This is a genomic window from Ruminococcus sp. RTP21484sp1_RTP21277st1_D2_RTP21277_210401, assembly GCF_040924225.1.
Taxonomy (GTDB): domain Bacteria; phylum Bacillota; class Clostridia; order Lachnospirales; family Lachnospiraceae; genus Blautia_A; species Blautia_A faecis.
In genome coordinates, this window is the sequence record NZ_JBCOMJ010000040.1 from 1 (window position 1) to 20,802 (window position 20,802).

21 protein-coding genes and 1 pseudogene are annotated in these 20,802 nt (G+C 43.3%); 4 read left to right on the forward strand and 18 right to left on the reverse strand.

Annotated features, from left to right (window positions below):
- The first annotated feature begins 264 nt into the window (after positions 1-264).
- The gene (locus tag AB5706_RS20420) at positions 265-1,146 is read left to right on the forward strand and encodes an AraC family transcriptional regulator (protein ID WP_118578380.1); all 882 of its coding nucleotides are present in this window, start codon (positions 265-267) and stop codon (positions 1,144-1,146) included.
- 32 nt (positions 1,147-1,178) lie between these two features.
- Here AB5706_RS20420 and AB5706_RS20425 read toward each other — a convergent pair whose 3' ends face one another.
- A complete protein-coding gene (locus AB5706_RS20425) occupies positions 1,179-1,688 on the reverse strand; it encodes an Ig-like domain-containing protein (protein ID WP_173719510.1) in 510 nt (169 codons plus the stop codon).
- A gap of 357 nt (positions 1,689-2,045) precedes the next feature.
- Between AB5706_RS20425 and AB5706_RS20430 the strand changes: the two genes are divergently transcribed.
- A complete protein-coding gene (locus AB5706_RS20430) occupies positions 2,046-2,435 on the forward strand; it encodes a hypothetical protein (RefSeq protein WP_173770887.1) in 390 nt (129 codons plus the stop codon).
- A gap of 93 nt (positions 2,436-2,528) precedes the next feature.
- Here the strand turns inward: AB5706_RS20430 and AB5706_RS20435 are convergent, their stop codons facing one another.
- The 3 genes from AB5706_RS20435 to AB5706_RS20445 all read right to left on the reverse strand — a co-directional run bounded on the left by AB5706_RS20435 (position 2,529) and on the right by AB5706_RS20445 (position 3,999).
- Positions 2,529-3,068: a EutP/PduV family microcompartment system protein gene (locus tag AB5706_RS20435; protein WP_148462568.1), complete on the reverse strand. Its 540-nt coding sequence runs from the start codon at positions 3,066-3,068 to the stop codon at positions 2,529-2,531.
- Positions 3,069-3,193: 125 nt separating this feature from the next.
- Positions 3,194-3,622: a BMC domain-containing protein gene (locus AB5706_RS20440; protein ID WP_118578381.1), complete on the reverse strand. Its 429-nt coding sequence runs from the start codon at positions 3,620-3,622 to the stop codon at positions 3,194-3,196.
- A gap of 11 nt (positions 3,623-3,633) precedes the next feature.
- A complete protein-coding gene (locus AB5706_RS20445; RefSeq protein WP_118578382.1) occupies positions 3,634-3,999 on the reverse strand; it encodes a BMC domain-containing protein in 366 nt (121 codons plus the stop codon).
- A gap of 372 nt (positions 4,000-4,371) precedes the next feature.
- Here AB5706_RS20445 and AB5706_RS20450 point away from each other — a divergent pair, with 372 nt between their 5' ends.
- Entirely contained in the window at positions 4,372-5,742 is a 1,371-nt protein-coding gene (locus AB5706_RS20450; protein ID WP_118578383.1) for an MATE family efflux transporter, read from the forward strand.
- Positions 5,743-5,908: 166 nt separating this feature from the next.
- Here AB5706_RS20450 and AB5706_RS20455 read toward each other — a convergent pair whose 3' ends face one another.
- The 14 genes and pseudogenes from AB5706_RS20455 to AB5706_RS20520 form a co-directional block, all read right to left on the reverse strand.
- Entirely contained in the window at positions 5,909-6,925 is a 1,017-nt protein-coding gene (locus AB5706_RS20455; protein ID WP_226814801.1) for a M14 family zinc carboxypeptidase, read from the reverse strand.
- Between the two features lie 257 nt (positions 6,926-7,182).
- On the reverse strand, positions 7,183-9,462 hold the full coding sequence (locus AB5706_RS20460) for a hypothetical protein (RefSeq protein ID WP_173715585.1): 2,280 nt from the start codon (positions 9,460-9,462) through the stop codon (positions 7,183-7,185).
- A gap of 88 nt (positions 9,463-9,550) precedes the next feature.
- On the reverse strand, positions 9,551-10,801 hold the full coding sequence (locus tag AB5706_RS20465) for a glutamate-5-semialdehyde dehydrogenase (protein WP_173715584.1): 1,251 nt from the start codon (positions 10,799-10,801) through the stop codon (positions 9,551-9,553).
- A complete protein-coding gene (locus AB5706_RS20470) occupies positions 10,802-11,362 on the reverse strand; it encodes a 5-formyltetrahydrofolate cyclo-ligase (protein ID WP_173715583.1) in 561 nt (186 codons plus the stop codon).
- Positions 11,340-11,561, reverse strand: a complete 222-nt coding sequence (locus AB5706_RS20475) for a DUF896 domain-containing protein (RefSeq protein WP_118578386.1) — start codon at positions 11,559-11,561, stop codon at positions 11,340-11,342. The genes AB5706_RS20470 and AB5706_RS20475 overlap by 23 nt, the downstream gene beginning before the upstream one ends.
- Positions 11,562-11,645: 84 nt before the next feature.
- Positions 11,646-12,503: a glutamate 5-kinase gene (gene proB / locus AB5706_RS20480; RefSeq protein ID WP_173715582.1), complete on the reverse strand. Its 858-nt coding sequence runs from the start codon at positions 12,501-12,503 to the stop codon at positions 11,646-11,648.
- 342 nt (positions 12,504-12,845) lie between these two features.
- Positions 12,846-13,859 (reverse strand): DUF3048 domain-containing protein, encoded by a 1,014-nt coding sequence (locus AB5706_RS20485; protein ID WP_226814800.1) that lies wholly within the window; start codon positions 13,857-13,859, stop codon positions 12,846-12,848.
- Between the two features lie 220 nt (positions 13,860-14,079).
- Entirely contained in the window at positions 14,080-14,577 is a 498-nt protein-coding gene (ybeY, locus tag AB5706_RS20490) for an rRNA maturation RNase YbeY (protein ID WP_226840922.1), read from the reverse strand.
- Between the two features lie 171 nt (positions 14,578-14,748).
- The gene (locus AB5706_RS20495; RefSeq protein WP_173770886.1) at positions 14,749-15,768 is read right to left on the reverse strand and encodes a PhoH family protein; all 1,020 of its coding nucleotides are present in this window, start codon (positions 15,766-15,768) and stop codon (positions 14,749-14,751) included.
- Positions 15,769-15,844: 76 nt separating this feature from the next.
- Positions 15,845-17,044, reverse strand: coding sequence for a sporulation protein YqfD (locus AB5706_RS20500; protein WP_173770885.1), 1,200 nt, complete (start codon positions 17,042-17,044; stop codon positions 15,845-15,847).
- 17 nt (positions 17,045-17,061) lie between these two features.
- Positions 17,062-17,121: pseudogene (locus AB5706_RS20505) on the reverse strand (hypothetical protein); the annotation flags it as partial.
- 32 nt (positions 17,122-17,153) lie between these two features.
- The gene (locus tag AB5706_RS20510) at positions 17,154-17,420 is read right to left on the reverse strand and encodes a YabP/YqfC family sporulation protein (RefSeq protein WP_118578390.1); all 267 of its coding nucleotides are present in this window, start codon (positions 17,418-17,420) and stop codon (positions 17,154-17,156) included.
- 74 nt (positions 17,421-17,494) lie between these two features.
- The gene (locus tag AB5706_RS20515) at positions 17,495-18,043 is read right to left on the reverse strand and encodes a DUF2284 domain-containing protein (RefSeq protein WP_118578391.1); all 549 of its coding nucleotides are present in this window, start codon (positions 18,041-18,043) and stop codon (positions 17,495-17,497) included.
- A 79-nt stretch (positions 18,044-18,122) separates the two neighbouring features.
- Positions 18,123-19,064 carry a tRNA dihydrouridine synthase gene (locus AB5706_RS20520; protein WP_173770884.1) on the reverse strand — a complete coding sequence of 314 codons (942 nt, stop codon included), beginning with the start codon at positions 19,062-19,064 and terminating at the stop codon, positions 18,123-18,125.
- Between the two features lie 410 nt (positions 19,065-19,474).
- On the opposite strand from AB5706_RS20520, the gene AB5706_RS20525 reads away from it, so the two are divergent.
- Positions 19,475-20,632 carry a pyridoxal phosphate-dependent aminotransferase gene (locus tag AB5706_RS20525; RefSeq protein ID WP_368366299.1) on the forward strand — a complete coding sequence of 386 codons (1,158 nt, stop codon included), beginning with the start codon at positions 19,475-19,477 and terminating at the stop codon, positions 20,630-20,632.
- Positions 20,633-20,802 lie beyond the last annotated feature (170 nt).

Genomic DNA, 20,802 nt, shown 5'->3' on the forward strand with positions numbered 1-20,802 from the left:
TAAGTAAACTATTTTATTTGATGTTTCAGGCTAAAAAATTTGCCCCATTTTACGCTAAAGTTTATTGCCCTCGAACAATTTTACATGCATTTCCTTTGCATTACCTTAAATAACTTGCGAAAAACAAGTAATATATTGCGTTTTTATCTTTAACAGATGTATAATACAGGTAAATTTATGCGTTTTATTGTAGTTCTCTATTTTTGAACATATGGAATTCTATACAGTCCACAGGATATGAAATTTTTTCTCGGGAGGTTTGGCATGCAGATCATAACCAATCAGTTTCAAAAAGAATTAAAACAGCACGGCAATGAACAGTTTCCATTCCTGGTCAGCTACCAGAAACTTTCAGAATATGAGTCTGGTTCCTTTATGTGGCACTGGCACCCGGAAATAGAGATTACTTATGTGCAAAAAGGCACTATGTGCTACAAGGTCAACCATATGGTTTACCACTTAAAAGAAGGAGATATTGTATTTAACAACTCCGGTGCCCTTCACTCTGGCACAATGGAAAATCAGAAGGACTGCGCTTATATTCCTGTAACTTTTGATTCCAGGCTGATTTATGGATTTTTCCAAAGCACTGTCAACAGCAAATATGTAGATCCTGTCATTCAGGATTCTATGCTCCCTGCCATCTGTATCGACCAGAGTGAGCCCTGGCACAAGCCTTTTCGCGAATATCTTCTCCGCATTATTGATCTGGATGAAAAGAAACCGGATTTTTATGAGCTGGACATTACCATCTGCCTGCAATCCATGTGGCGGCTTCTTCTGGAGCATATTACCTACGAACCCCAGGCTTCCAGGGAAAACTCTCTGGAATACGACCGAATCAAGAAGATTCTGTCCTACATAGAAGAAAATTATCAAAATAAGATCACCTTAAATGACATCGCCGGACACATCCACCTGTGTGAAAGCGAATGTACCCGGCTTTTTAAACGTCATATGAATACTACCTTGTTTGCCTTTTTGCAGGAATATCGGATCGAGCGCAGCCTGGAGTTTTTGCAGGATGACCAGCCTGTCAGCGCGGTGGCTGACAAGGCTGGATTTTCAGACCCCAATTATTATTCCAAAGTTTTTGCCAAAATAAAGGGATGCAGTCCCCGGGAATATCGAAATCATAGATTTTAAGTTGAACTGGTGGTTGCTAACTTATTTTCCAATTATTGCACCAATATCTGATATAATATGATCGGTGAACCGTCGGTGGGGATTCCTGCTACCCAGGCGGTTCCGGATTTTAAGCCCATAACAGTTCCCGTGTTGGATACCACGATTACGGACGGATCTGTGCTGCCCCAGCTGATATTATCAGAACTACTATCTGTTGTTAATTCTGTGGTTTCTCCTACTGCTATTTCTATTTTAGGAATTGCAATTTCAGGCTCCGGTTCCTCTTCCGGGGGATTCACGCTGTCCCGCCTGACAGCCTCATAGTTTTGATCCAGTAGCCCCACATAATGGTGACCTTCAAAGTTTATCTGAACACTTACATCCAGTCTTCCATTATCTTTAATCACAATAGGACAATATACATATTCCCCTTCTGAAATTTTATACTCGTACCAGTTTCCATTTACTGGAACCTCCTGTGCATCTACCCGAACAGAGCTTGCCTCTGCCCATGCCATTTCTGGTACACACATTAAAACTGCTATTAATCCAATTATCATTCCAAACTTTTTCATCATCCTCAGTTAAAAAATGACATCCAATAGGTTGGATCATTCCGCCTCGATTGATAGAATCGGTATCTTTTTCTGAACAGTCAGGCAAATAATAGTAGTTCTCTACTTTTCCCTTAGTCCTTCTTCCATCCGAATTATAGAAATAGGCTGCTCCCTCTCCATCCGTCAAATAATTCAAAATTGTATAAATCCCTGCATTCGGATAATATCCTTCAAACAATTGCAGAAGATCAAAGTACTGCCCAGGTATTCAAAAATGAGCCTTTAGTGTTTTATTATCGGAATTACTTTTTATCTCTGGTTCAAAACTGCGAGCTTTGGGTACAATGCAGTTCCAATATTATGGATGTGCTGCAGGAGTATCTTACCGGAACCAGTCCTGACAGACTGCAAATCCTCATGGCGCATCCCTGTCCCGGCAGGTATATCACTCCTGGACTTATAAAAAAATATATGAAGGCACCAAACCTGCCTTATGATACCATGTTCCACCTTGTTGAAAGACATTTTTCCGTATTGCGGAACATTCAGAAAAATTATGTAACGATTTTCTCGGAAAAAGGATTGTCAACTTTTATCCAAAATGGAATTCTTCAGGATTTACCGCCCCAATATGTTCCTCCTCTGGAACCTTTGGATGTAAAAATGATGTTAACAGAATTGTATAAAGAAACAGAAAACGGCACGATCACCAGTCTGATCATTCGAAGGAAGAAACCCTCTGTCTGTTAAAGCGGTACATTTCTTTAATACCGTAATTTACATAAGCAACATACCATATAAAAATTCCCATCCAGATAACAGGAAAATCTGAATGGGAATTTTTTATAGCATATTCTCTTTTTCTTCCGGATAAGCCACTCCCTCTGGAAGAGGATCCCACTCGTTCAGACCAAGGCTCTGTTTGAATTTCGCCTGTTCCAATGTAAGCTTCGGGGTATCCTCCTGCAGATATTCCATCAACTCATCAATTCCCTCTCTGGTCACATTATTCACCATAAAAATGCGTTCACATCCAGCGTTGATCAGCCATTGTCTCACCATAGGGATATTGGCATATGGTGAATCAATTTTTGTGATAATGCCAATAAGAGGACGAAGGATAAAAGAGCGGCAGCTTGCACCAAACAGATTAAATGGCTCATCTGCAGCCTGCACAATTGCCACCACATCTGCCTCAAAGGAAAAACATGCAAGTCCTACACTGAATCTTTTTGACTCTGCATACTCCCCCGGAGAGTCAATGGTATCGTCATTGGAATTGGTATATTGTGTTTTTATATAATGAAGCTCCTCGCCTTTTAGTGCCTGCGTCAGTGAGGTCTTGCCGGCCTCACTTCTTCCCATCAAAAAAATTTTCTTCATCGAATTGTATTTCCCCTGTTTTCAATAAACCTTACTTGTAAAAATACAGCAGTGCATTATTTTTACATTTGCATATCATAATATCGTATCCATAAGCTGCTGTTCCCGCAGCCATAAGGTATCTGTCAGCTTCTGTGAACCGCACATGTTTTAAAGCCTAACTCTCTGTCAAAGAAACGTACGACCTCTTCCACAGCAGTCTGCACCTGGGACAATCCTCCTGTAATGATCAGAGAACCGCAAAAACGATCCATAAACCCGATCTGTACATCTGCACTCTTCATGGCAACATCTGCAGCTACCACAACCGCTTCCCAGGGAGTAAAACGGATCAGACCAATGGATTCTCCTGTGTGGTCTTCCCCCTCATGAACTCCAATATGCAGTCCCAGATTTTCATAAATACAAGATTGGGAAGGACTGATCACATGGGCAAGACAAACTTCCTTTCCCGGTACACGCACACGAGTCATACGAAGCTTCTTCCCCTTCAGATGTTCATAATCATCATGGAATAGCATTTCCAGCAGCTCTTCCTTCGTTATTCGCTCCATGCTTCTACTTCCTATCGTTTCGTAATATTGCAGACCACATATCCCAGAGAATCCCGGAAATAATTTACGATCTCAGTCATTGCAGACATTACATCAGAAATCTCTCCTGTAATGATCAAAGTCCCTGTAAACCGGTCTGCAAATCCAAGATAAACATTACCGCTCTTCACCGCAATATCAGAAGCGATAACTGCGGATTCCGGAGGTGTCATATTCATGATTCCAATTGCAGAGGAACGATAATCCAGCTGCGGATTCAACCCAAGCTTCTGATAAATGATCGGTGCCGGTCCTCCCATTACATGGGCAAAAGTAATCTCCTTACCAGCCACAGTCTCCTGCACGATTCTGATCTGTTCTCCATGTTCATTTGCCATTTATATGAATGCCTCTCTTTCAAAAAAATATCTTCACGCTATATTTGATTTTACCATTTATGAGAGCAAATAGCAAGCAAAACCAACATATCAGTCAAAATTCCTAAACATTTTTTGAGAAAAAGTGTGGTTTCTTGATCATTATGGCATTAAATGCCTTTAAAATAGTCAAAAATAAAATAGTGACAGATAATCCGCAGTGTGATAAAATAATTTTCGCTTCCAGAGTATGTAAAAAAATGCAATCTGCAAAATGTGCGTTATATTTTGTGGGAATGATTTTTCAAACAGACTCTGACACACTCTAATATGTAAGTAATTTAGTAACACTTTTTATTTACGATTTCTATATTTCTCAATAAGGAGTTTTTTATGGAAAAAGATATGACAAAAGGCCGGCCTTTGCCGGTAATCCTGAAATTTATGCTTCCTCTTATTATTGGAAACATTTTTCAGCAGCTCTATAATATGGCAGATACAATTATTGTAGGACGCTATGTAGGCGCGGATGCCCTTGCGGCAGTCGGATCCACCGGAACGATCATGTTTCTTACTGTGGGCTTCTCGCAGGGAATCACAGCTGGTTTCTCCGTACTCACCGCTCAGCGCTTCGGAGCCAAAGATACCGAAGGGGTAAAGATCAGTGTAGCTAACGGAATTCTTCTTTCCCTGATTTTTACCGTAATCATCAGTTCTTTAAGTTTGCTGGGCATGCGCCCTCTTCTGAAGCTGATGAACACACCTGACAACATTTTTCAGGATGCATATACCTACATTATGATCATCAGCGCCGGAATCATCGCCACTATTTTTTACAACCTGTTTTCCTCTTACCTGCGTGCAGTTGGAAACAGTAAGATTCCGCTGGTATTTCTTGTATTTTCCGCAGCTTTAAATGTAATTCTGGATCTGGTACTGATTATCAATTTTAAAATGGGCGTTGCCGGAGCAGCATGGGCAACCATTATTTCTCAGGGCGTTTCCGCAATACTCTGTTTGGTCTACATCTATATACGTATGCCTTCTCTTGCCCCAAACAGAAGACATTGGAGGCTTCACGGCCAGGAGAGCCGTAACCAGCTGGCTATGGGAATTCCTATGGCATTGCAGTTTGCAATTACAGCTTCCGGTACTATGGTCATGCAATCTGCCATCAATCTTTTCGGTTCCGATGCCGTTGCCTCTTTTACGGCAGCCAGCAAGGTGCAGAACCTGGTAACCCAGGGAATGATGGCTATGGGACAGACTATGGCGACATATAGTGGACAGAACTTCGGAAAGGGTGATATCAAGAGAATCCGCCAGGGTGTTAAAGCGTCTCTGGAAGCTTCTGTTGTATATGCTCTTGCAGCAGCCGTGCTGGTTTGTATTCTTCTGAAACCAGCTCTTGGACTTTTCTTCACTGGAAATGTGGATATGAACAGCATGCTTCCATGGGCAAAAACTTACATTTATATGAGTGTGATCTTTTACATTCCTTTAAGCAGTATTTTCGTATTCCGAAATACCATGCAGGGCTGCGGATATGGATTCCTGCCTATGATGGGTGGTGTTTCTGAATTGGTTGCACGTCTGGTTGTAGCAATGATTTCCATGGCGGTAGGAAGTTATGCACTTGCATGCTTCTGTGACCCGGCAGCGTGGGTTACAGCAGCAGTATTTACCGGTGTTTCCTATCTTTTTGTCATGAAAGATATCCGCAGGAAATACGAAAGACCGGAAACTGCTACTTCCGAAAAATAATCATTTCGGATGCGCATGGCAATCTTCTATGCGTTTCGTAAACGCCAAAAAACAAATCATATACTAAAAGGAGATGTTTCGATTATTTCGGACATCTCCTTTTATGGTTACCGGCCAGCTTTCTCCGGTAATTATTTTACAAAAGCTCACCTGCAAACAATAACATTTAATTGTCTAATGAAAATATATATTCCAATGGAAGCAAATGTATTTCCTCATATACTGCCTTTTTATCCTCTTCAACGCCTCTTCCATTTCCGCTTTGAGCTGGTACTTTAATACGAAATGCCGGCTGTTTTTTCGTTTGAATATAGTATTGTTCCGGGGTTCCCATTCCCTTAAATTTTTCCCTGGCCGATTCGGTCATCTGTTCCCTTTCCAGATGATAGGAAGAAGATTTCTGCATATGTCTTGCCAGCCGGTAGGATTTCGGAAGACTTCCCACTCCCTGCTGACAGTGATAATAAATGATTTCCCTTCCGGATTGAGCAAACGTCAAAAGTCCTCTTCCATCATATTCCTGAATGATCCGGATCAATGCCTTTGTCTCATTCTCGCTGGCTGGTTCCTCTCCCATACGTGAACGGATATAATGAACCGTTGGAAAATTATGTGAAATATCCATTCCACGGGCATTATATCCAAAATCCTCAGCAGGAATGCTTTGCATACGAAGCATTTGACGGTAAACTGGATTTCGAATAGCACCAAAGCCATTCTGGCGGATTTCATAACCATCCGGGTTTAGAATCGGAATCAGACAGATCCTTATTTTATCAAGGAGTTTTTTCACTTCATAAAATTCATCCAGCTTCCAGCCGCATTCGTAGGCCCTGCAGTATTCTCCTGCCATTTTCAGAAGAAGTTCCGGCAAAAGAGCCTGAGTTCCATTAATTCCAGCCACACAGAAGATCATCTGTGCCCCGGTGCCAACTTCCAGCATTGGGATCATTCTCTCGTCATGACTGTTTCCAATCACGCGAAACTGGCAAAAGCTGCTGTAGCGTCCAGCTATTTCCCATAAAGAATAATATATGTTTTCAAATGACAGCGATGTTTGTACCATATCTGCATCTGTCGGTTGTACTTTCTTTTGTATATTTACCTTCGGCATGTCACTGACAGCCGTTTTATTCTGTGGGAACAATTCTTTTCTGACTGACAATACGCTTTCTGACAACATATTTTACCTCCTGCAGCAGGAAAAAACTCAGGCGGCATTTCATCTCTAGAGCGTGTTTGAAAAATCATTCCAACAAAGTGTAACGTACATCTTGCAGAAGGCCTTTTTTTACACGCTATAGCCTGTCCCCCCGCTGCCTGTATTATTATATGCAAAAAGGCAGGTCAAAAGACCTGCCTAATGTATGTTTCTTATTATTTTGCTGTCAGAAAAACTTCTGATCAAAATGCATGGTTATTCATATGCCATAGATTTTCTTAGATTTCTTTTTTTCTCTTTCTGACGATAACATAACCTCCAGCTACCAGAGAAAGACTTGCAAGCATCATCATAGTGGCAATCGGGGAGTTATCGGCTGTTCTCGCGTTTGTTGCAGATGTAGAACCGGTATCGCTGTCTGTTCCGTCATGGTTCTCTGCATCATCGCCATCTGTTCCATCTCCATCGCCGCTACCTGTTCCGTTATAATCATAACCGCCGGAACCAGAACCGGCTGTTGCAGTTGGCGTGATTGTGCCGGATGGAGTTACTGTGAAGTCGATTGCCTTGGACTTAAATTCTGTAGGGAGAGCTTCCTTCACGCCGGTAGCTTCCCATTCGGATCCATTGTATATGTACTTCTGGAAGAAGATATACATTCTAAAGGTCTTCGCCTGCTTGATACCATTTACATTTCCGATAGACCAGCTCTTCTGATATCCGGTGTCAATGTTCTTCGCGGACATGCTCCAGCCATACGGGATCCACTTGGTATCACCTTTAACCGGGTTTGTATTGTCAGTTCCGGCGCCAGTTACTGTGAAATTGTACATCTGCTTCGGGTAGAATGCCAGTGCTTTTTCAAGACCGGTTACCTTGCTTTCGCTGACAGACGGGTTAATGGTTGCACGAGTGGTTGGCGTCGGTGTGGTAGTAGCCGGAGCTTCTGTGGGAGTACTTGCTTTCGCCTTTAATGTGAGTACAAGTGGCGCAACTGCTTCAAGTCCCTTGGAATCCTCAGCATATACAACTACTTTAATGGCTGTATCATAAGCTACATCTGTCAACTGTACGCTTGCAGAGCTAGCAATATCTCCAGAGCTCTTATAATTGCTCTTTACTGCTTCAAATCCAGGTGTAGAATCAGATTTCTTCACCCAGGTCACATAATATCTGCCTCCAACACCTGCATCATTGGTATGGAAAGTCAGATCAACAGTATGCTCATACGCCTTGTTCCAGGAAATAGAATCTGCGGTCAGCGTCATAGTACTAACAGGAGCTGTAACAGACTCAAGTGCTCCAGTCTGGTTGTTAATGGTATACTCTGTAGTGTCCAGATAATGAACATGTGCCAGAATATTCTCCATAGTAGTAAGTGCAGTACCATTCGCATCCGTACCGACCTTTACAATAATCTTTCCGGCAGCTGCGTCACTTCTTCTTACCTGAAGGTCTGCTGTTTCAGCAAGCTGGCCAATTGCTGCGATACATGCGTTATCACCGCCTAAAACAATACTGTTATCATTAAGACCATCGTCCTTGTTATCCTTTACAATTACGGCGCCGGAAACACGGATCTCGCCCAGACTGTAAATAGCTCCACCTGTAATTTCAGCAGCTTCATTTACAATACCTTCAGACTGGTTTCCTGTGATAGTACCACCTGCCAGTCCGATGCTTCCGCCAGAATTACAGATTGCAGCTCCCGGCGCACTGGTTCTGTTTCCTGTCAGGGTTACACCATCGGACAATCCGAAGTAACCGCCCTCCACAGAAATAATGGAGCCTGTTGCATCCCCCTGGTCAAGTGCTCCTGTTACAGTCAGACTTAAAACAGTCTCACCCTCCTTGCCTGTACCAAACTGGAAAGAAGTGGACTCATCTTTTACTTTAAACATATCTCCTAAAAATCCGGCTGCACGTTTAATAGTAGTTCCATCCGCAGCTGCTGCAATAGAGATATTCTTATTCTGATCGATCACAACAGTCTCACTGATCTCTACAGTTCCGGTTACAAGGATCTGGGTAACTTCACCATCCTTGCCAATATTAACCGGGGCTGCCGCAATTGCCTCTGCTAATGTGGAATAGGATGTCTGGGTTCCATCTGCTGCCTTCAGGATAATCTGACCAGTGGTCTCAGGAGTAGGGGTAGCACTCTCCTCTTCCTCCAAAGTCAGCTCAGCAGTATCTCCGCTGTTAAAGCCATCATCCACAACCGCATCCGCTGCCTGAGCTGGTTCTGCTGCCGGTGTGTCTGCAGCTGCCTGGGTTGGTTCTGCTGCCGGTGTATCTGCAGCTGCCTGGGTTGGTTCTGCAGTCGGCGTATCTGCTGCCTGTGCAGGTTCTTCCACAGGTGTATCTGCTGCGGCATCTGAAATATCCTGCACTGGTTCAGCTGCTGCTTCTCCTTCTTCTGACTCTGCGGCAACAGCTACTGTGTCCTCTATTGTCACGGTCTGGGTATCTGCCTCTGCAAATGCCATTGTCACCGGAGACATTCCGGCTGCAAGGCTTCCCGCCATAATGAATACCAAAAGTTGCTTTTTCTTCATTTTAAAAAGTCCTCCTTATAAATGAGTCCCCCATATTAAATATTAACATCGAAGTCTAGTATAACATATCTCAGTTCAAAAATCAAACCTAAGGACGAATCTGTCCGTTTCCATAAATGATATATTTTGTGGAAGTAAGTGCCAGAAGTCCCATGGGGCCACGGGCATGAAGCTTCTGGGTGCTGATTCCGATCTCGGCACCAAAACCAAACTCAAAACCATCCGTAAATCTTGTAGAAGCATTCACATATACAGCAGCTGCATCTACTTCATCCAGGAATTTCTGGGCATTGTTGTAATCTCTGGTAATAATTGCCTCTGAATGGCCTGTATTGTAGCGATTGATGTGGCGAATCGCTTCATCTGCAGATCCAACTACTTTTATAGAAAGTATATAGTCCAGATATTCTGTACCCCAGTCTTCCTCAGTGGCAGTGACTGCGTCTGGGATCAAAGCCTTCGCTTCCTCGTCAGCACGCATCTCCACATTCTTTGTCCGAAGGCGCTCTGCAAGAACCGGAAGGAAAGCATCCTTCACTTTCTCATGCACCAGAAGAGACTCACAGGCATTGCAGACACCCACCCGCTGTGTCTTGGCATTCATCACAATGTCTGCCGCCATCTGAAGATCTGCGCTCTCATCCACATAAATATGGCAGTTTCCGGTACCAGTTTCGATTACAGGAATCGTGCTGTTATTTACTACTGCTTTAATAAGACCTTTGCCTCCTCGTGGAATCAGTACATCCACATATTCATTCATCTTCATGAATTCTCCGGCAGTCTCTCTTGAAGTATCAGAGATCAGCTGGATCGCATCTTTCGTAATTCCATTCTCATCCAGGGTTCTGCGGATGCAATCCACAATAGCAGTATTGGAATGGATGGCATCACTACCACCCTTTAAGATCACCACGTTGCCAGTTTTAAAGCAAAGGGCAAAAGCATCTGCTGTCACATTTGGTCTTGCCTCGTAGATGATTCCGATCACTCCAAGAGGGACTCTCTTCTGTCCAATGAGAAGTCCGTTGGGACGTTTTTTCATCCCGGTCACTTCCCCGATAGGATCTTCCAGTGCCGCAACCTGACGAAGCCCCTCTGCCATGCTTGCAATTCTGGCTTCTGTCAACATCAAACGGTCTACCAGTCCTTCTGGCATCTGATTCTTCCTGCCATTCTCTACATCAATGGCATTTGCTGTAAGAAGTGCTTTCGAATCTGCAACAAGGCTGTCTGCAACAGCCTCCAGAACCTGATTTTTCTTAGCTGTATCAAGGTTTCGAAGAACGATTTCTGCCTCTTTGGCATTCCTGCCAAGAGTTTCCAGCATTTCATTCATTTATAAGTCCTCCCTCCGGTAAACTTTACTCTGTGTCACAATGATCTGAGGACAAATGTCCGTAGGTTCTGTGGGCACCAGATCAAGGATCTGAAAATCAAAAGCCACTGCCAGTCTGGTAATATCAGGATGTTTTTCTAAAAAGCGGTCATAAAAGCCGCCGCCATATCCCACTCTGTTGTTCTCAGGATCAAAAGCTACACCAGGCATGACCATAAGAGCATCCTCCCACTTCACGATCTCGCCTCTGACAGGCTCCGGAATTCCAAAATATCCAGGCTCTAGCTGAGAAAAATCAGTAAGGCGGTAAAAAATCATATCCTTTCCCACAACCTTCGGGACTGCCACTTCTTTTCCTGCTTTCCAGGCTTCCTCAATGATATATCTGGTCATTACTTCATGATTGTAATCTGCATAAGCCAGAATATGCTTAGCCTTCACAAACTCTGAGAGTTTCAGCACCTGATCTGTAATCTGATGGCTCCATTCTTCTACCTGCGCATCGCTGCACTGCTTTCTGGCTGCAAAAATCTGCTTTCTAATGAGTCTTTTTTCTTCCATATCTTTCTCCAAGATTCACAACCGTACCATCGGCTTCCTTTACATCAATATTATCCAGCTGATTTCTAAGGTTCATCTTAATGGTGGCAATATACTCCTTGCGCAGCTCTGCCTGTTCTTTTTTCTCTTCTTCTGTAAGGCCTACGCTCTGTGCCTTATGGTGAAGGGTGTTGATTCTGTCGATTTTTGTGCTGTCCATAATATACTCCTCCTGAGAATGTTCTATGTAATTTTAATTTATACAAAAACTTAAAGCAATTGTAACTGTGAAGATACTGAACAGTTACAGCAATTTTTCAATATAATCGATCAGGAAAAACTCTTCCTTTTTCTTTCCAACAAACAATGTACCGCAGGGGTCGCCCTCCACAATGCGGTGAATATTATGAAAATCGCCGCCATTGGCAATTACCATGTCGGTACCGGCAGCTGTGGCAATTCTGGCAGCTGTAAGCTTGGTAGCCATTCCTCCAGTGCCCACTTTGCTTCCGGAGGAGCATTTTCCCATGTTAAGAAGTTCATCGTCCAATGTTTCTACCATGTCAATAAATTTCGCATCTGGATTTGTATTCGGATCATCTGTAAAAAGTCCGTCTATGTCTGACATAAGGATCAGAAGATCTGCCCCTATAAGAGCAGCTACCACTGCAGAAAGGGTATCGTTGTCTCCGAATTTTTCCAGAGACTGAAGCTCATAGGTGGAAATAGAGTCATTCTCATTAACAATAGGGATCACACCCATGGATAAAAGCTCATTAAACGTGTTCTCTGCATTTTTGCGGTTGGCGTTGTTTACCATGGTATTTTTGGTCATCAGGATCTGACCTGCCATCTGATTGTATTCTCCAAACAGCTTCTGGTAAATCATCATAAGTCTGGCCTGTCCAACCGCTGCACACGCCTGCTTCTGACGAGGCTCCTGTGGCTTCTCTTTAAATCCAAGAGCTGCTGCTCCAACAGCGATGGCTCCTGAAGATACCAGAACCACATCCTTACCCTGATTTCGAAGATCGCCCAATTCCCTTACCAGAATCTCCAGTTTCCGAAGATTCAGCTTGCCAGTTTCAGCATGGGTAAGAGAGGAACTTCCAATCTTGATTACAATACGTTTTTTATCTTTCAGTCTTTCCCGATCATTCATTTTATTTGTCAACTCCGTTATTATGTTTCCATGTAGTTTTCATACATATCAATTTCTTATCTTACATCATTTTTTTCATTTCGTCCATGGTTTCAGGTAAACAGTTCTTAATTTCAGAAAAATTTCACATTTTAACGTGTAGAATTATTGTTTCTGTAAAATATTGCATAGTCTGAAAGAGCTCTACCGTGTTTTGATCGTCCTATCACTTTTGCAAATCAAGTCAAAACGCGTTCATTTGCATCATGCGCTCGTGCAGACAGGCTCTAGAGCATGTTTTTCACGTAAATACAAAAGAGGAACGCCTTATCTTATGACGTCCCTCTCCATTTTTAATTTATTTTACTGTAAAGACACAGAACCTACAGAATCATTCAGCACGATCTCGACCCATGTTTTTCCAGGATTCAGCTGAATCTCCTGATTATTGGAATCATAATAATGAGTGATTCCCCACTGGGAATCCTTTGTCCAGTGGATGTCGATCGCCTTGCCTCTGGTGATGTATTTGCCCTCACCTCCGGACTGGGTATCTACGTTCAGATAACCATTTGGATCATATGGAACATAGTTGGAATACTGTAAAATAATATTCTCACATGTCAGCTGATTACCTGTGTTCTGGTCAATATGCGGTGCATTAAACTGGAAGCGGCTGTACTCCTTAGTCTCTGCATTGTACTCAAACCACGGATGGTTATAAGCGAAATTATCAAGCTTCACAACATTTGCAGAAACTCCGTCATCCAGGGTTGTCTCAGTTCCTTCCGGTGCAAACTGGAAATGACCATTATAGTCCTCTTTATAATCCTGGCTATAGCCCTGGCTCTGGATTCCTGCCTGAAGATGGGAGAAATCAGTGTAAGCATTATGCGGTGCTACACGGTCAGTGCTGCGATAGTAAGCATTTCCAAGTGTAAGTCCGTTCAGATTGTCGATCAGGTGCTGGTCTAGATACTGAAGTGCATATACAGCCTGTCCATAATGAGAATAGATGGCATCATACTCATTTGCATAGAACAGGAAGTAATCACGGCAGCTTCGTACAGAACCGATCCTTGGAATATTGTCATAGTCCTCGATGATCGCCATGAGACGGGTGATGCTTCCCTCTACCGGTGCTTCATAAATGACTCCTGCGTTCTCAGTTCCGCTCTGTGGAGCGCCATTGGTATCGTTGCCAAGCATAACTGCGATGGGACGTCTGTGGCCAATGCCGACAGATACATCCTCTCCGGTAAGATAACTCTTCACGGTATCTGTCCCGGCTTCCTCTGCCTGTACCGCTACTGTGGATCCTGCAAGTGCGCAGGAAAGCAACATTCCTGTGAGAAGTTTAAATATTTTTTTCTTCATGTCTTCTCCTCCTTATGCATATATATTTAACCTTCTAACTGAACAGAAACTGCAGAAACCGCCACTTATAAATACATCCGGAACGGTAATGCCACCTGCTGATGACATCACCTTATATGAAAATCAGTCGCTTTGCAACTGCCATCCGGAACGTTCATACTAACTTATTCACGGCAAACAGCAAAAGCCTCTCCAGCTATTGGGTCATGCACAAAAAAATTTAACGGGTAATTCCAAGTTCCTCCAGTGCCTTCGCCTGGCGCGCTTCCATATCTGCTGCTTCCTCCGGAGTCATGTGATCGTATCCCAGAAGGTGAAGCATACTATGTGCAACCAGGAAGCAAAACTCCCTCTTTACACTGTGTCCATACTCTTCTGCCTGGGCAGCAGCACGTTCTGCGGAAATCATAATATCTCCAAGCAGCAGTTCTCCACTGTCAAGATCAAAGCAGGACTCATCATCCTCAGCTACAGAATAATCTGCCGGTGTCTCAAATGGCAGCATTGGAAAAGAAAGAACATCAGTAGCTCTCTCAATGCCACGGAACTCTGTATTTACCCTTTTAATCTCTTCATTATCTGTGAGAACCAGATTTACCTGTGCATCCCATGGACATTTCTCCATGTCAAGCACCTTCTCTGCAACCATCTTCGCAAGCGCCGGACAGTCAAGTCCAAGGTCAAAATCGGTCTCGCATTCGTATTCTATTGTTACCAAAACTTATTCCTCCTGTATGACATCTGCCTGATTTCTCAAACAGGCGACACCATATGTTCAATTTTACTATTTTGTTTGAATTATTCTGTAAAATTCACATTTCAGTTTCAAATTAATCTTCCCACAGGATATTGATTGTCATTTACTGAAAATTCTGTCCTGGCTTCCCAATTACCGGCTTGTCCTCCGGACTGCCCGCTTCTGGGTCTTTTCCTGGGCTTTCGCTTCCTCTTTCTCAAATGCTTTAACAATGTCCTTCACGATCTTGCAGCGGACAACATCACGGTTTGTCAGGGAAATAGTAGCAATATCGTCTACATTTTTCAAAATAGAAGCACACTTCTGAAGTCCGGAATCTGTCTCTTTGGAAAGGTCGATCTGTGTTACATCGCCGGTAAGAATCATCTTAGAACCAGTACCAATACGGGTAAGTGCCATTTTCAAAATAGGAAGTGTGGCATTCTGGCTCTCATCAATGATGATCATACTGTTATTCAAAGTACGGCCTCGCATATATGCAAGAGGTGCAACCTCAATGATTCCCCGTTCTCTTAACTTCGCAGCCTGATCCGGCCCGAATACGTCATTTAGTGCATCGTAAAGCGGCTTCAGATAAGGATCAACCTTCTCCTGTAAATCTCCCGGGAGGAAACCAAGCTTCTCGCCCGCCTCAATGGCCGGACGGCTGAGAATGATTCTCTCAATCTCATCATTCCGATACAGCTCTGCCGCATAAGCAACTGCCAGGTATGTTTTACCTGTACCGGCAGGTCCGATACAGATAGTAACCGTATTGTTCTTCAAAGCAGTGATATAATTTTTCTGTCCGATTGTCTTAGTTCGAATTGGAATATTCTTATAATTCAAAGTCACTGCGTCCCCCAGAACCTTGCGGGTGCTGTCTGCAATATCCTCCTCACTGTCATTCTCTTCCTCGGTCTCATCCAGAAAACGATGGATCATATCCACGGAAAGCTGCTGCTGTTTTTCAAGAGCTTCCTTCATGACTTCAATAATATTCACAGCTGAATGTATCCTGCCGTCATTAGTCCCACTTACGGTAATGCAGGAATTTCTCTGGGTAATGGATACGCCAAGACGATTCTCAATCACCTTGATCAGCTTATCATTGATTCCAAAAAGCTCCTGTAAAATATCTAATGAGTCAATCTCTATATTCGTGGATTTCAAAAACTGCTCCTCCTTGTGTCTGTTCAAAAATATCTCTGGGTAAAAGTATACCACTCTAAAGATTGTTTTTCAACACTTATGATTCCTGTCTGAATTCTATATTCTGCTTCTTTCCGCTTTTTTCGTCTACTGTCAATGTGCCCTGCACAGTACAATTTGTACTGTCAAATGTAACAGACAACCGGGAATCTGCAATCCGGACTCCTTTATTCAGAAGTTTTTGTTCATATATTCTCAGCTGCTGCACTGCTTTCTTCTCAGCCTGTTCTTTCGTGTAAACTGCGCTCTGTATTTTATAAGGTGTTCGGGTGACTTTTCCCAGGGAAAAAGGAAGGACGAAATTCTCAGTAAGTTTCCAGGGGATTTCTTCTGCTGAGGTTATATATCTGGATTTTTTTCCTGTATCTGCGCCAAAAACGAAGTCACCAACACGAAAATACCAGCTGGTTTTTGAAGTGCCGCTTTGAACCTTTTTTTCATAGGAAAGGGAGATCTCCTGATAATAGGCAATCTGATGACGCACATAGATGTCTGCGTCTGCCGGAACGTATTCCACACGTACAACCTCCTGACTGTCGTTCAGGATCGGCACCTCGCCAGATACCAGAATATCACCCTGTTTGCAAATGTCTCCTGTTTTAACAAGTGGAGTTCCATTTCTGATAACTATATTCACAATTTCACCATCCAGGTCGGAAATCAGATTGCATGGGGAGTTGGTTTGCTGGATATCTTCTGTGAGGTTTTCTTCCTGAATGGTAAGAAGAAGCCGGGTACCCTGAACCCTGACGGAAACAAAAGTAATATCCGGGTAGTTTTTCCTGAGAAGGTCGGCAATCCTGGTACAGTTAACCTGATTTTTACGGATCCCATGGGTAATTCCCTGCTGGTCCAGAAATTCCAGAAGCTGAGGGGTGGAATTTTTTACATTTCCATCAATGTGGATATTCCAGATGTGGCCAGAAAGCCAGAACAGCAAGACCACACAGAGAAAGAACCCGGCTGTAAAGCACTTGCGTTTTTGGATTCTGAGCAGTAAAAACGGCAGACCTCTTTTTTTCAGAATATGGATACGGACTCTGGTCTTTCTATGTATGGGAAGGAGTTTTCGGAAATCATTTATGGAAATGCGAGTTGTTATGTTTTTTTCTGACAGATAACGGATTCTTTCCAAAGAGACAGCTCTGGCGTGGCACAAATTCAGGAAGCGTTCCAGCTGGTCACCGGATACTGAAAGTTCTAAAAATCCATGGAGTATTTTTTCGGGGTTATTCATTTTAATCTCGCCTCCATTTATATTGGATTTACGATGTACTGCCGGACGGCAACCGAATTCAGGTGAAATATACCGCAAACCGGAGCTTGCAGACTGCGGGAATGATTTTTCAAACACGCTCTAACATTACCGACAAAATCTGCCCTTTTATTTCCATTTCCCAAGTAGTGTAATGAAATATTTCCAGATTTTTTCCTTGAAGGATCACGCGTCCCTGGCAGGTAACCACGATTAATTTCTCGCTTGTATAGGATAAGATGCTTTTATAATTTTCAATCTGTACCTGCGACGGTCCGGTAATCGTTATAATAGGGGCTTTACAGGACAGGTCACCAGGAAGTTCCATAGCTGTCATAAAACGTTCTGATACAGACATAAAAAAAGCCTCCCGGTCTTTATCTCTAGCTTATGCGGGAGGTTTTCTTTTCATTCTGATTTACAGTTAACAGATCACGCTCTCTGGCGAAAAAGTACCAGGGAAAACCACAGAATGGTATTTCCGCCAAGATTATATTCCATGGAATGATGCTCTACCAGCTCATTTACCACTACACCGTGACTTTCCAGGCAGGGATGCATTTTCTCCGGGAAACGACAGGGTTTTCCGTCTAAGTAGGCACAATGCTCGCAAAGATCGCAGGATTCAGTGGACAGGGTAAATGTCTCAAATCCCTCCCCCTTTAAAAATCCAGCTACCTCTGTAGTCAACTCCTCGTGAGCATCTCGGGTGGCAAGCATTTCCGCCATGTTCATCACATCGGAAACCTCTGCCACACTGGAAAAAAGGATTCCATTTGGATAACTGTGGATTCGCTTCCCACATTCTTCCAGGCTGCCCACAGCAGGGGGACAGGCCCAGGTGGTGCCATAGCGCTCACACTCCTGTTTGCAGATGATCCGCACCCGCTCCCTCACTTCTATTTCAGCAGTATCCACAAGGCGGTATTCATAGATGGGATACTGCGATATAAATTCTTCAAAACGGTCTGTATTTAACATGTTATTCCTCTTTCGAATTATTAATTGCTATTTAGCTCGCTAAGAGGGATCCTTTCAGCGCCCTAAATATCCAAAATACTTAATCTATCAAATCCTGCTCTGCAAATAAGCTGGATACCACAGACGAATACTCTGACAGATGCTGGGATTTCTTGATTTTCTTGGCATACTTCTCATAATTTGTAAAATTAAATGCCATATAGCTCCATAATTCTTTCATACGGAACAGCACATTCCGCTCGCCTGAAAGTAGCTCCTGATATTCTTCAAAAAGACAATTGTGAAATTCCCTTAATGTCTTTTTATCCGGATGAACGCCATCGCGGATCTCAGTTACCAGCCCCGGATTCGTGATCAACCCTCTTCCATACATGAAGCAGCAAGTGTCTGGAAAACGCTCTGTAATCCGCTTATAATCAGCTGCAGAAAACAGATTACCATTATAGCAAAGTGGCATTTTCAGACGGCTTACAGCCTTCTCATAAGCTCCGAGCCGCGGCACTCCGCGATACATATCTGTCTGAATTCTTGGGTGGATGATCAGTTCATGAATGGGATATTTTTCATAAATAGCCAGCAGATACTCCCAGTCTTCCTCGTAGTGAGTTCCAATTCTGGTCTTTATGGAAATTTTCATATTAAGTTTCGAAAAAATCTGATCCAGGAACTGATCCAGCTTCTGGGGCTCTGCCAGAAATCCGGCACCCTTTCCCTTCGCTGTAACTGTTCCAGAAGGACAACCAAGATTCAGGTTCACTTCCTGGTGTCCGTAATCATCTTTCAAAAGCTGGGCAGTACGGATAAAATCATCTGCATTGCAGGTCAGGATCTGGGGAACCACATACATTCCCTCATTCCGCTCCGGTGACACCTCGCAAATTTCCTGAAAGCTCAGGTTTTTCTTCGGCTTGGCAGAAATAAACGGAGTAAAATATTTATCCATGGGATGATAAAACCGGTGATAAGTCCGGCGGTATACAAAGTTTGTCACGCCCTCCATAGGGGCCATGTAGTCTTTCATTTATGTCCTCGCATGTCTTTTTATTCAAATCAAGGGGGGGGATTTTCTCAGCTGCTTTATTCAGAGCTTTCACCATGCAAAAAATTCCTTAAATTCTTCGAGAAACTTCTTCATTTTCTTTTCCTCCCTTGGTTTGATATAGCCAATTATACACGTTTCTCTATTTTTAGACAATGCCCTCTTAAGTGTCTGCTGCTATTTTTTTCTAAAATTTATACAAAAAAGAACTTTACCCCTAAATCTGGCAGTGCACGGCAGCCATCCATTTTCGTTTGCTATTAGCAATACAAATGTCTTGCCCGAAAATACATTTTTGTCTTGCACTCTGTTGTAGTACTGTGATAAAATAAACAGGATTTTAGCATAAACCTATTGGTTTGGCATTTTGAGAGAAAGAAGGCTTACTTACGATGAATTTTTCCAAAAGACTGAATTTATTTGGAGATGAAATTTTTGCCGCGCTCAATGAAAGGCGGCTTGAACTTGAGAAACAGGGAAAGAAGATCTACAACATGAGTGTTGGAACGCCGGATTTCCATACACCGGATCATATTAAGAAAGCACTGATGGAAACTGCTGCTGACGATCAGAACTGGCGTTACAGTCTCCGCGATCTGCCTGAGCTTCTGAATGCGGTCTGTGCATATTACAAGAAGCGCTTCCATGTGGAAATCACACCGGATATGGTAATGTCCGTTTATGGCAGTCAGGAAGGCATGGGACATCTTGGCATGACTTTATGCGACGAGGGAGACGTGGTTCTTCTTCCAGATCCGTGCTATCCGGTTTTCGCAGCAGGAAGCAAATTAGGAGGCGCAGTTCCTTACTACTACCCGCTTGTAGCAGAGCATGATTTCCTGCCATATGTAAAGGATATTCCGGAAGATGTGGCTCGCAAGGCCCATTACATGGTAGTCTCTCTTCCATCCAACCCGGTAGGCAGCATTGCCACACCAGGACTTTATGAAGAAATTGTTGCATTTGCAAAAAAATACGATATTGTAATTATCCATGACAATGCATACAGCGACATTATCTTTGATGGCGTGGAAGGTGGAAGTTTTCTTGCCACTCCTGGTGCGCGGGAGGTTGGTGTTGAGTTTTTCAGCCTTTCCAAATCCTTTAACGTAACCGGCGCCAGAATCAGCTTTCTCATTGGAAATCCAGAAATCATCTCTGCTCTAAAAAAGCTTCGCAGCCAGATCGATTTCGGTATGTTCCTGCCAATCCAGAAAGCTGCTATCGCTGCTCTTGAGGGACCTCTTGACAGCGTAAAAGAACAATGCAGACAATACCAGGCACGCCGTGATGCTCTATGTGACGGACTTGCTTCCATTGGCTGGGAGAAGCCAAACGGCAAAGGAACTATGTTCGTATGGGCAAAGCTTCCGGGAAAACGCACGGACAGCATGGCATTCTGTATGGAATTAATGGAAAAAGCCGGTGTCATCGTTACTCCTGGCGCAAGCTTTGGTCCTCATGGGGAAGGATATGTGCGCTTCGCGCTGGTACTTCCACCAGAGAAAATCAAAGAGGCTGTGGAATCTATCCGTACAAGTGGAATTTAAGTACCACTTCCAAATTTATCTTCAAATATATTGCAAGCTTTAACAAACCGTACACCACACGTTTTGCGCGTTATGGCAGCAATCGCCAGAAACTTACACAAACGTCGGCTTTAGGTTTTGACTGATTGCTCGTGTAAACTAATAAACTCCCGGATGTTAGCTGCCTCGAA

What these genes read in the sequence shown, in the direction of transcription:
- AB5706_RS20435 (WP_148462568.1), bottom strand. Translation starts at nt 3,068, where the DNA reads ATGAAGAAAATTTTTTTGATGGGAAGAAGTGAGGCCGGCAAGACCTCA.
- AB5706_RS20515 (WP_118578391.1), bottom strand. Translation starts at nt 18,043, where the DNA reads ATGTTAAATACAGACCGTTTTGAAGAATTTATATCGCAGTATCCCATC.
- AB5706_RS20465 (WP_173715584.1), bottom strand. Translation starts at nt 10,801, where the DNA reads ATGAATGAAATGCTGGAAACTCTTGGCAGGAATGCCAAAGAGGCAGAA.
- AB5706_RS20445 (WP_118578382.1), bottom strand. Translation starts at nt 3,999, where the DNA reads ATGGCAAATGAACATGGAGAACAGATCAGAATCGTGCAGGAGACTGTG.
- AB5706_RS20425 (WP_173719510.1), bottom strand. Translation starts at nt 1,688, where the DNA reads ATGATAATTGGATTAATAGCAGTTTTAATGTGTGTACCAGAAATGGCA.
- AB5706_RS20450 (WP_118578383.1), top strand. Translation starts at nt 4,372, where the DNA reads ATGGAAAAAGATATGACAAAAGGCCGGCCTTTGCCGGTAATCCTGAAA.
- proB (WP_173715582.1), bottom strand. Translation starts at nt 12,503, where the DNA reads ATGAATGATCGGGAAAGACTGAAAGATAAAAAACGTATTGTAATCAAG.
- AB5706_RS20520 (WP_173770884.1), bottom strand. Translation starts at nt 19,064, where the DNA reads ATGAAAGACTACATGGCCCCTATGGAGGGCGTGACAAACTTTGTATAC.
- AB5706_RS20500 (WP_173770885.1), bottom strand. Translation starts at nt 17,044, where the DNA reads ATGAATAACCCCGAAAAAATACTCCATGGATTTTTAGAACTTTCAGTA.
- AB5706_RS20455 (WP_226814801.1), bottom strand. Translation starts at nt 6,925, where the DNA reads ATGTTGTCAGAAAGCGTATTGTCAGTCAGAAAAGAATTGTTCCCACAG.
- AB5706_RS20430 (WP_173770887.1), top strand. Translation starts at nt 2,046, where the DNA reads ATGGATGTGCTGCAGGAGTATCTTACCGGAACCAGTCCTGACAGACTG.
- AB5706_RS20510 (WP_118578390.1), bottom strand. Translation starts at nt 17,420, where the DNA reads ATGTCTGTATCAGAACGTTTTATGACAGCTATGGAACTTCCTGGTGAC.
- AB5706_RS20440 (WP_118578381.1), bottom strand. Translation starts at nt 3,622, where the DNA reads ATGGAGCGAATAACGAAGGAAGAGCTGCTGGAAATGCTATTCCATGAT.
- AB5706_RS20525 (WP_368366299.1), top strand. Translation starts at nt 19,475, where the DNA reads ATGAATTTTTCCAAAAGACTGAATTTATTTGGAGATGAAATTTTTGCC.
- AB5706_RS20475 (WP_118578386.1), bottom strand. Translation starts at nt 11,561, where the DNA reads ATGGACAGCACAAAAATCGACAGAATCAACACCCTTCACCATAAGGCA.
- AB5706_RS20485 (WP_226814800.1), bottom strand. Translation starts at nt 13,859, where the DNA reads ATGAAGAAAAAAATATTTAAACTTCTCACAGGAATGTTGCTTTCCTGC.
- AB5706_RS20460 (WP_173715585.1), bottom strand. Translation starts at nt 9,462, where the DNA reads ATGAAGAAAAAGCAACTTTTGGTATTCATTATGGCGGGAAGCCTTGCA.
- AB5706_RS20470 (WP_173715583.1), bottom strand. Translation starts at nt 11,362, where the DNA reads ATGGAAGAAAAAAGACTCATTAGAAAGCAGATTTTTGCAGCCAGAAAG.
- AB5706_RS20420 (WP_118578380.1), top strand. Translation starts at nt 265, where the DNA reads ATGCAGATCATAACCAATCAGTTTCAAAAAGAATTAAAACAGCACGGC.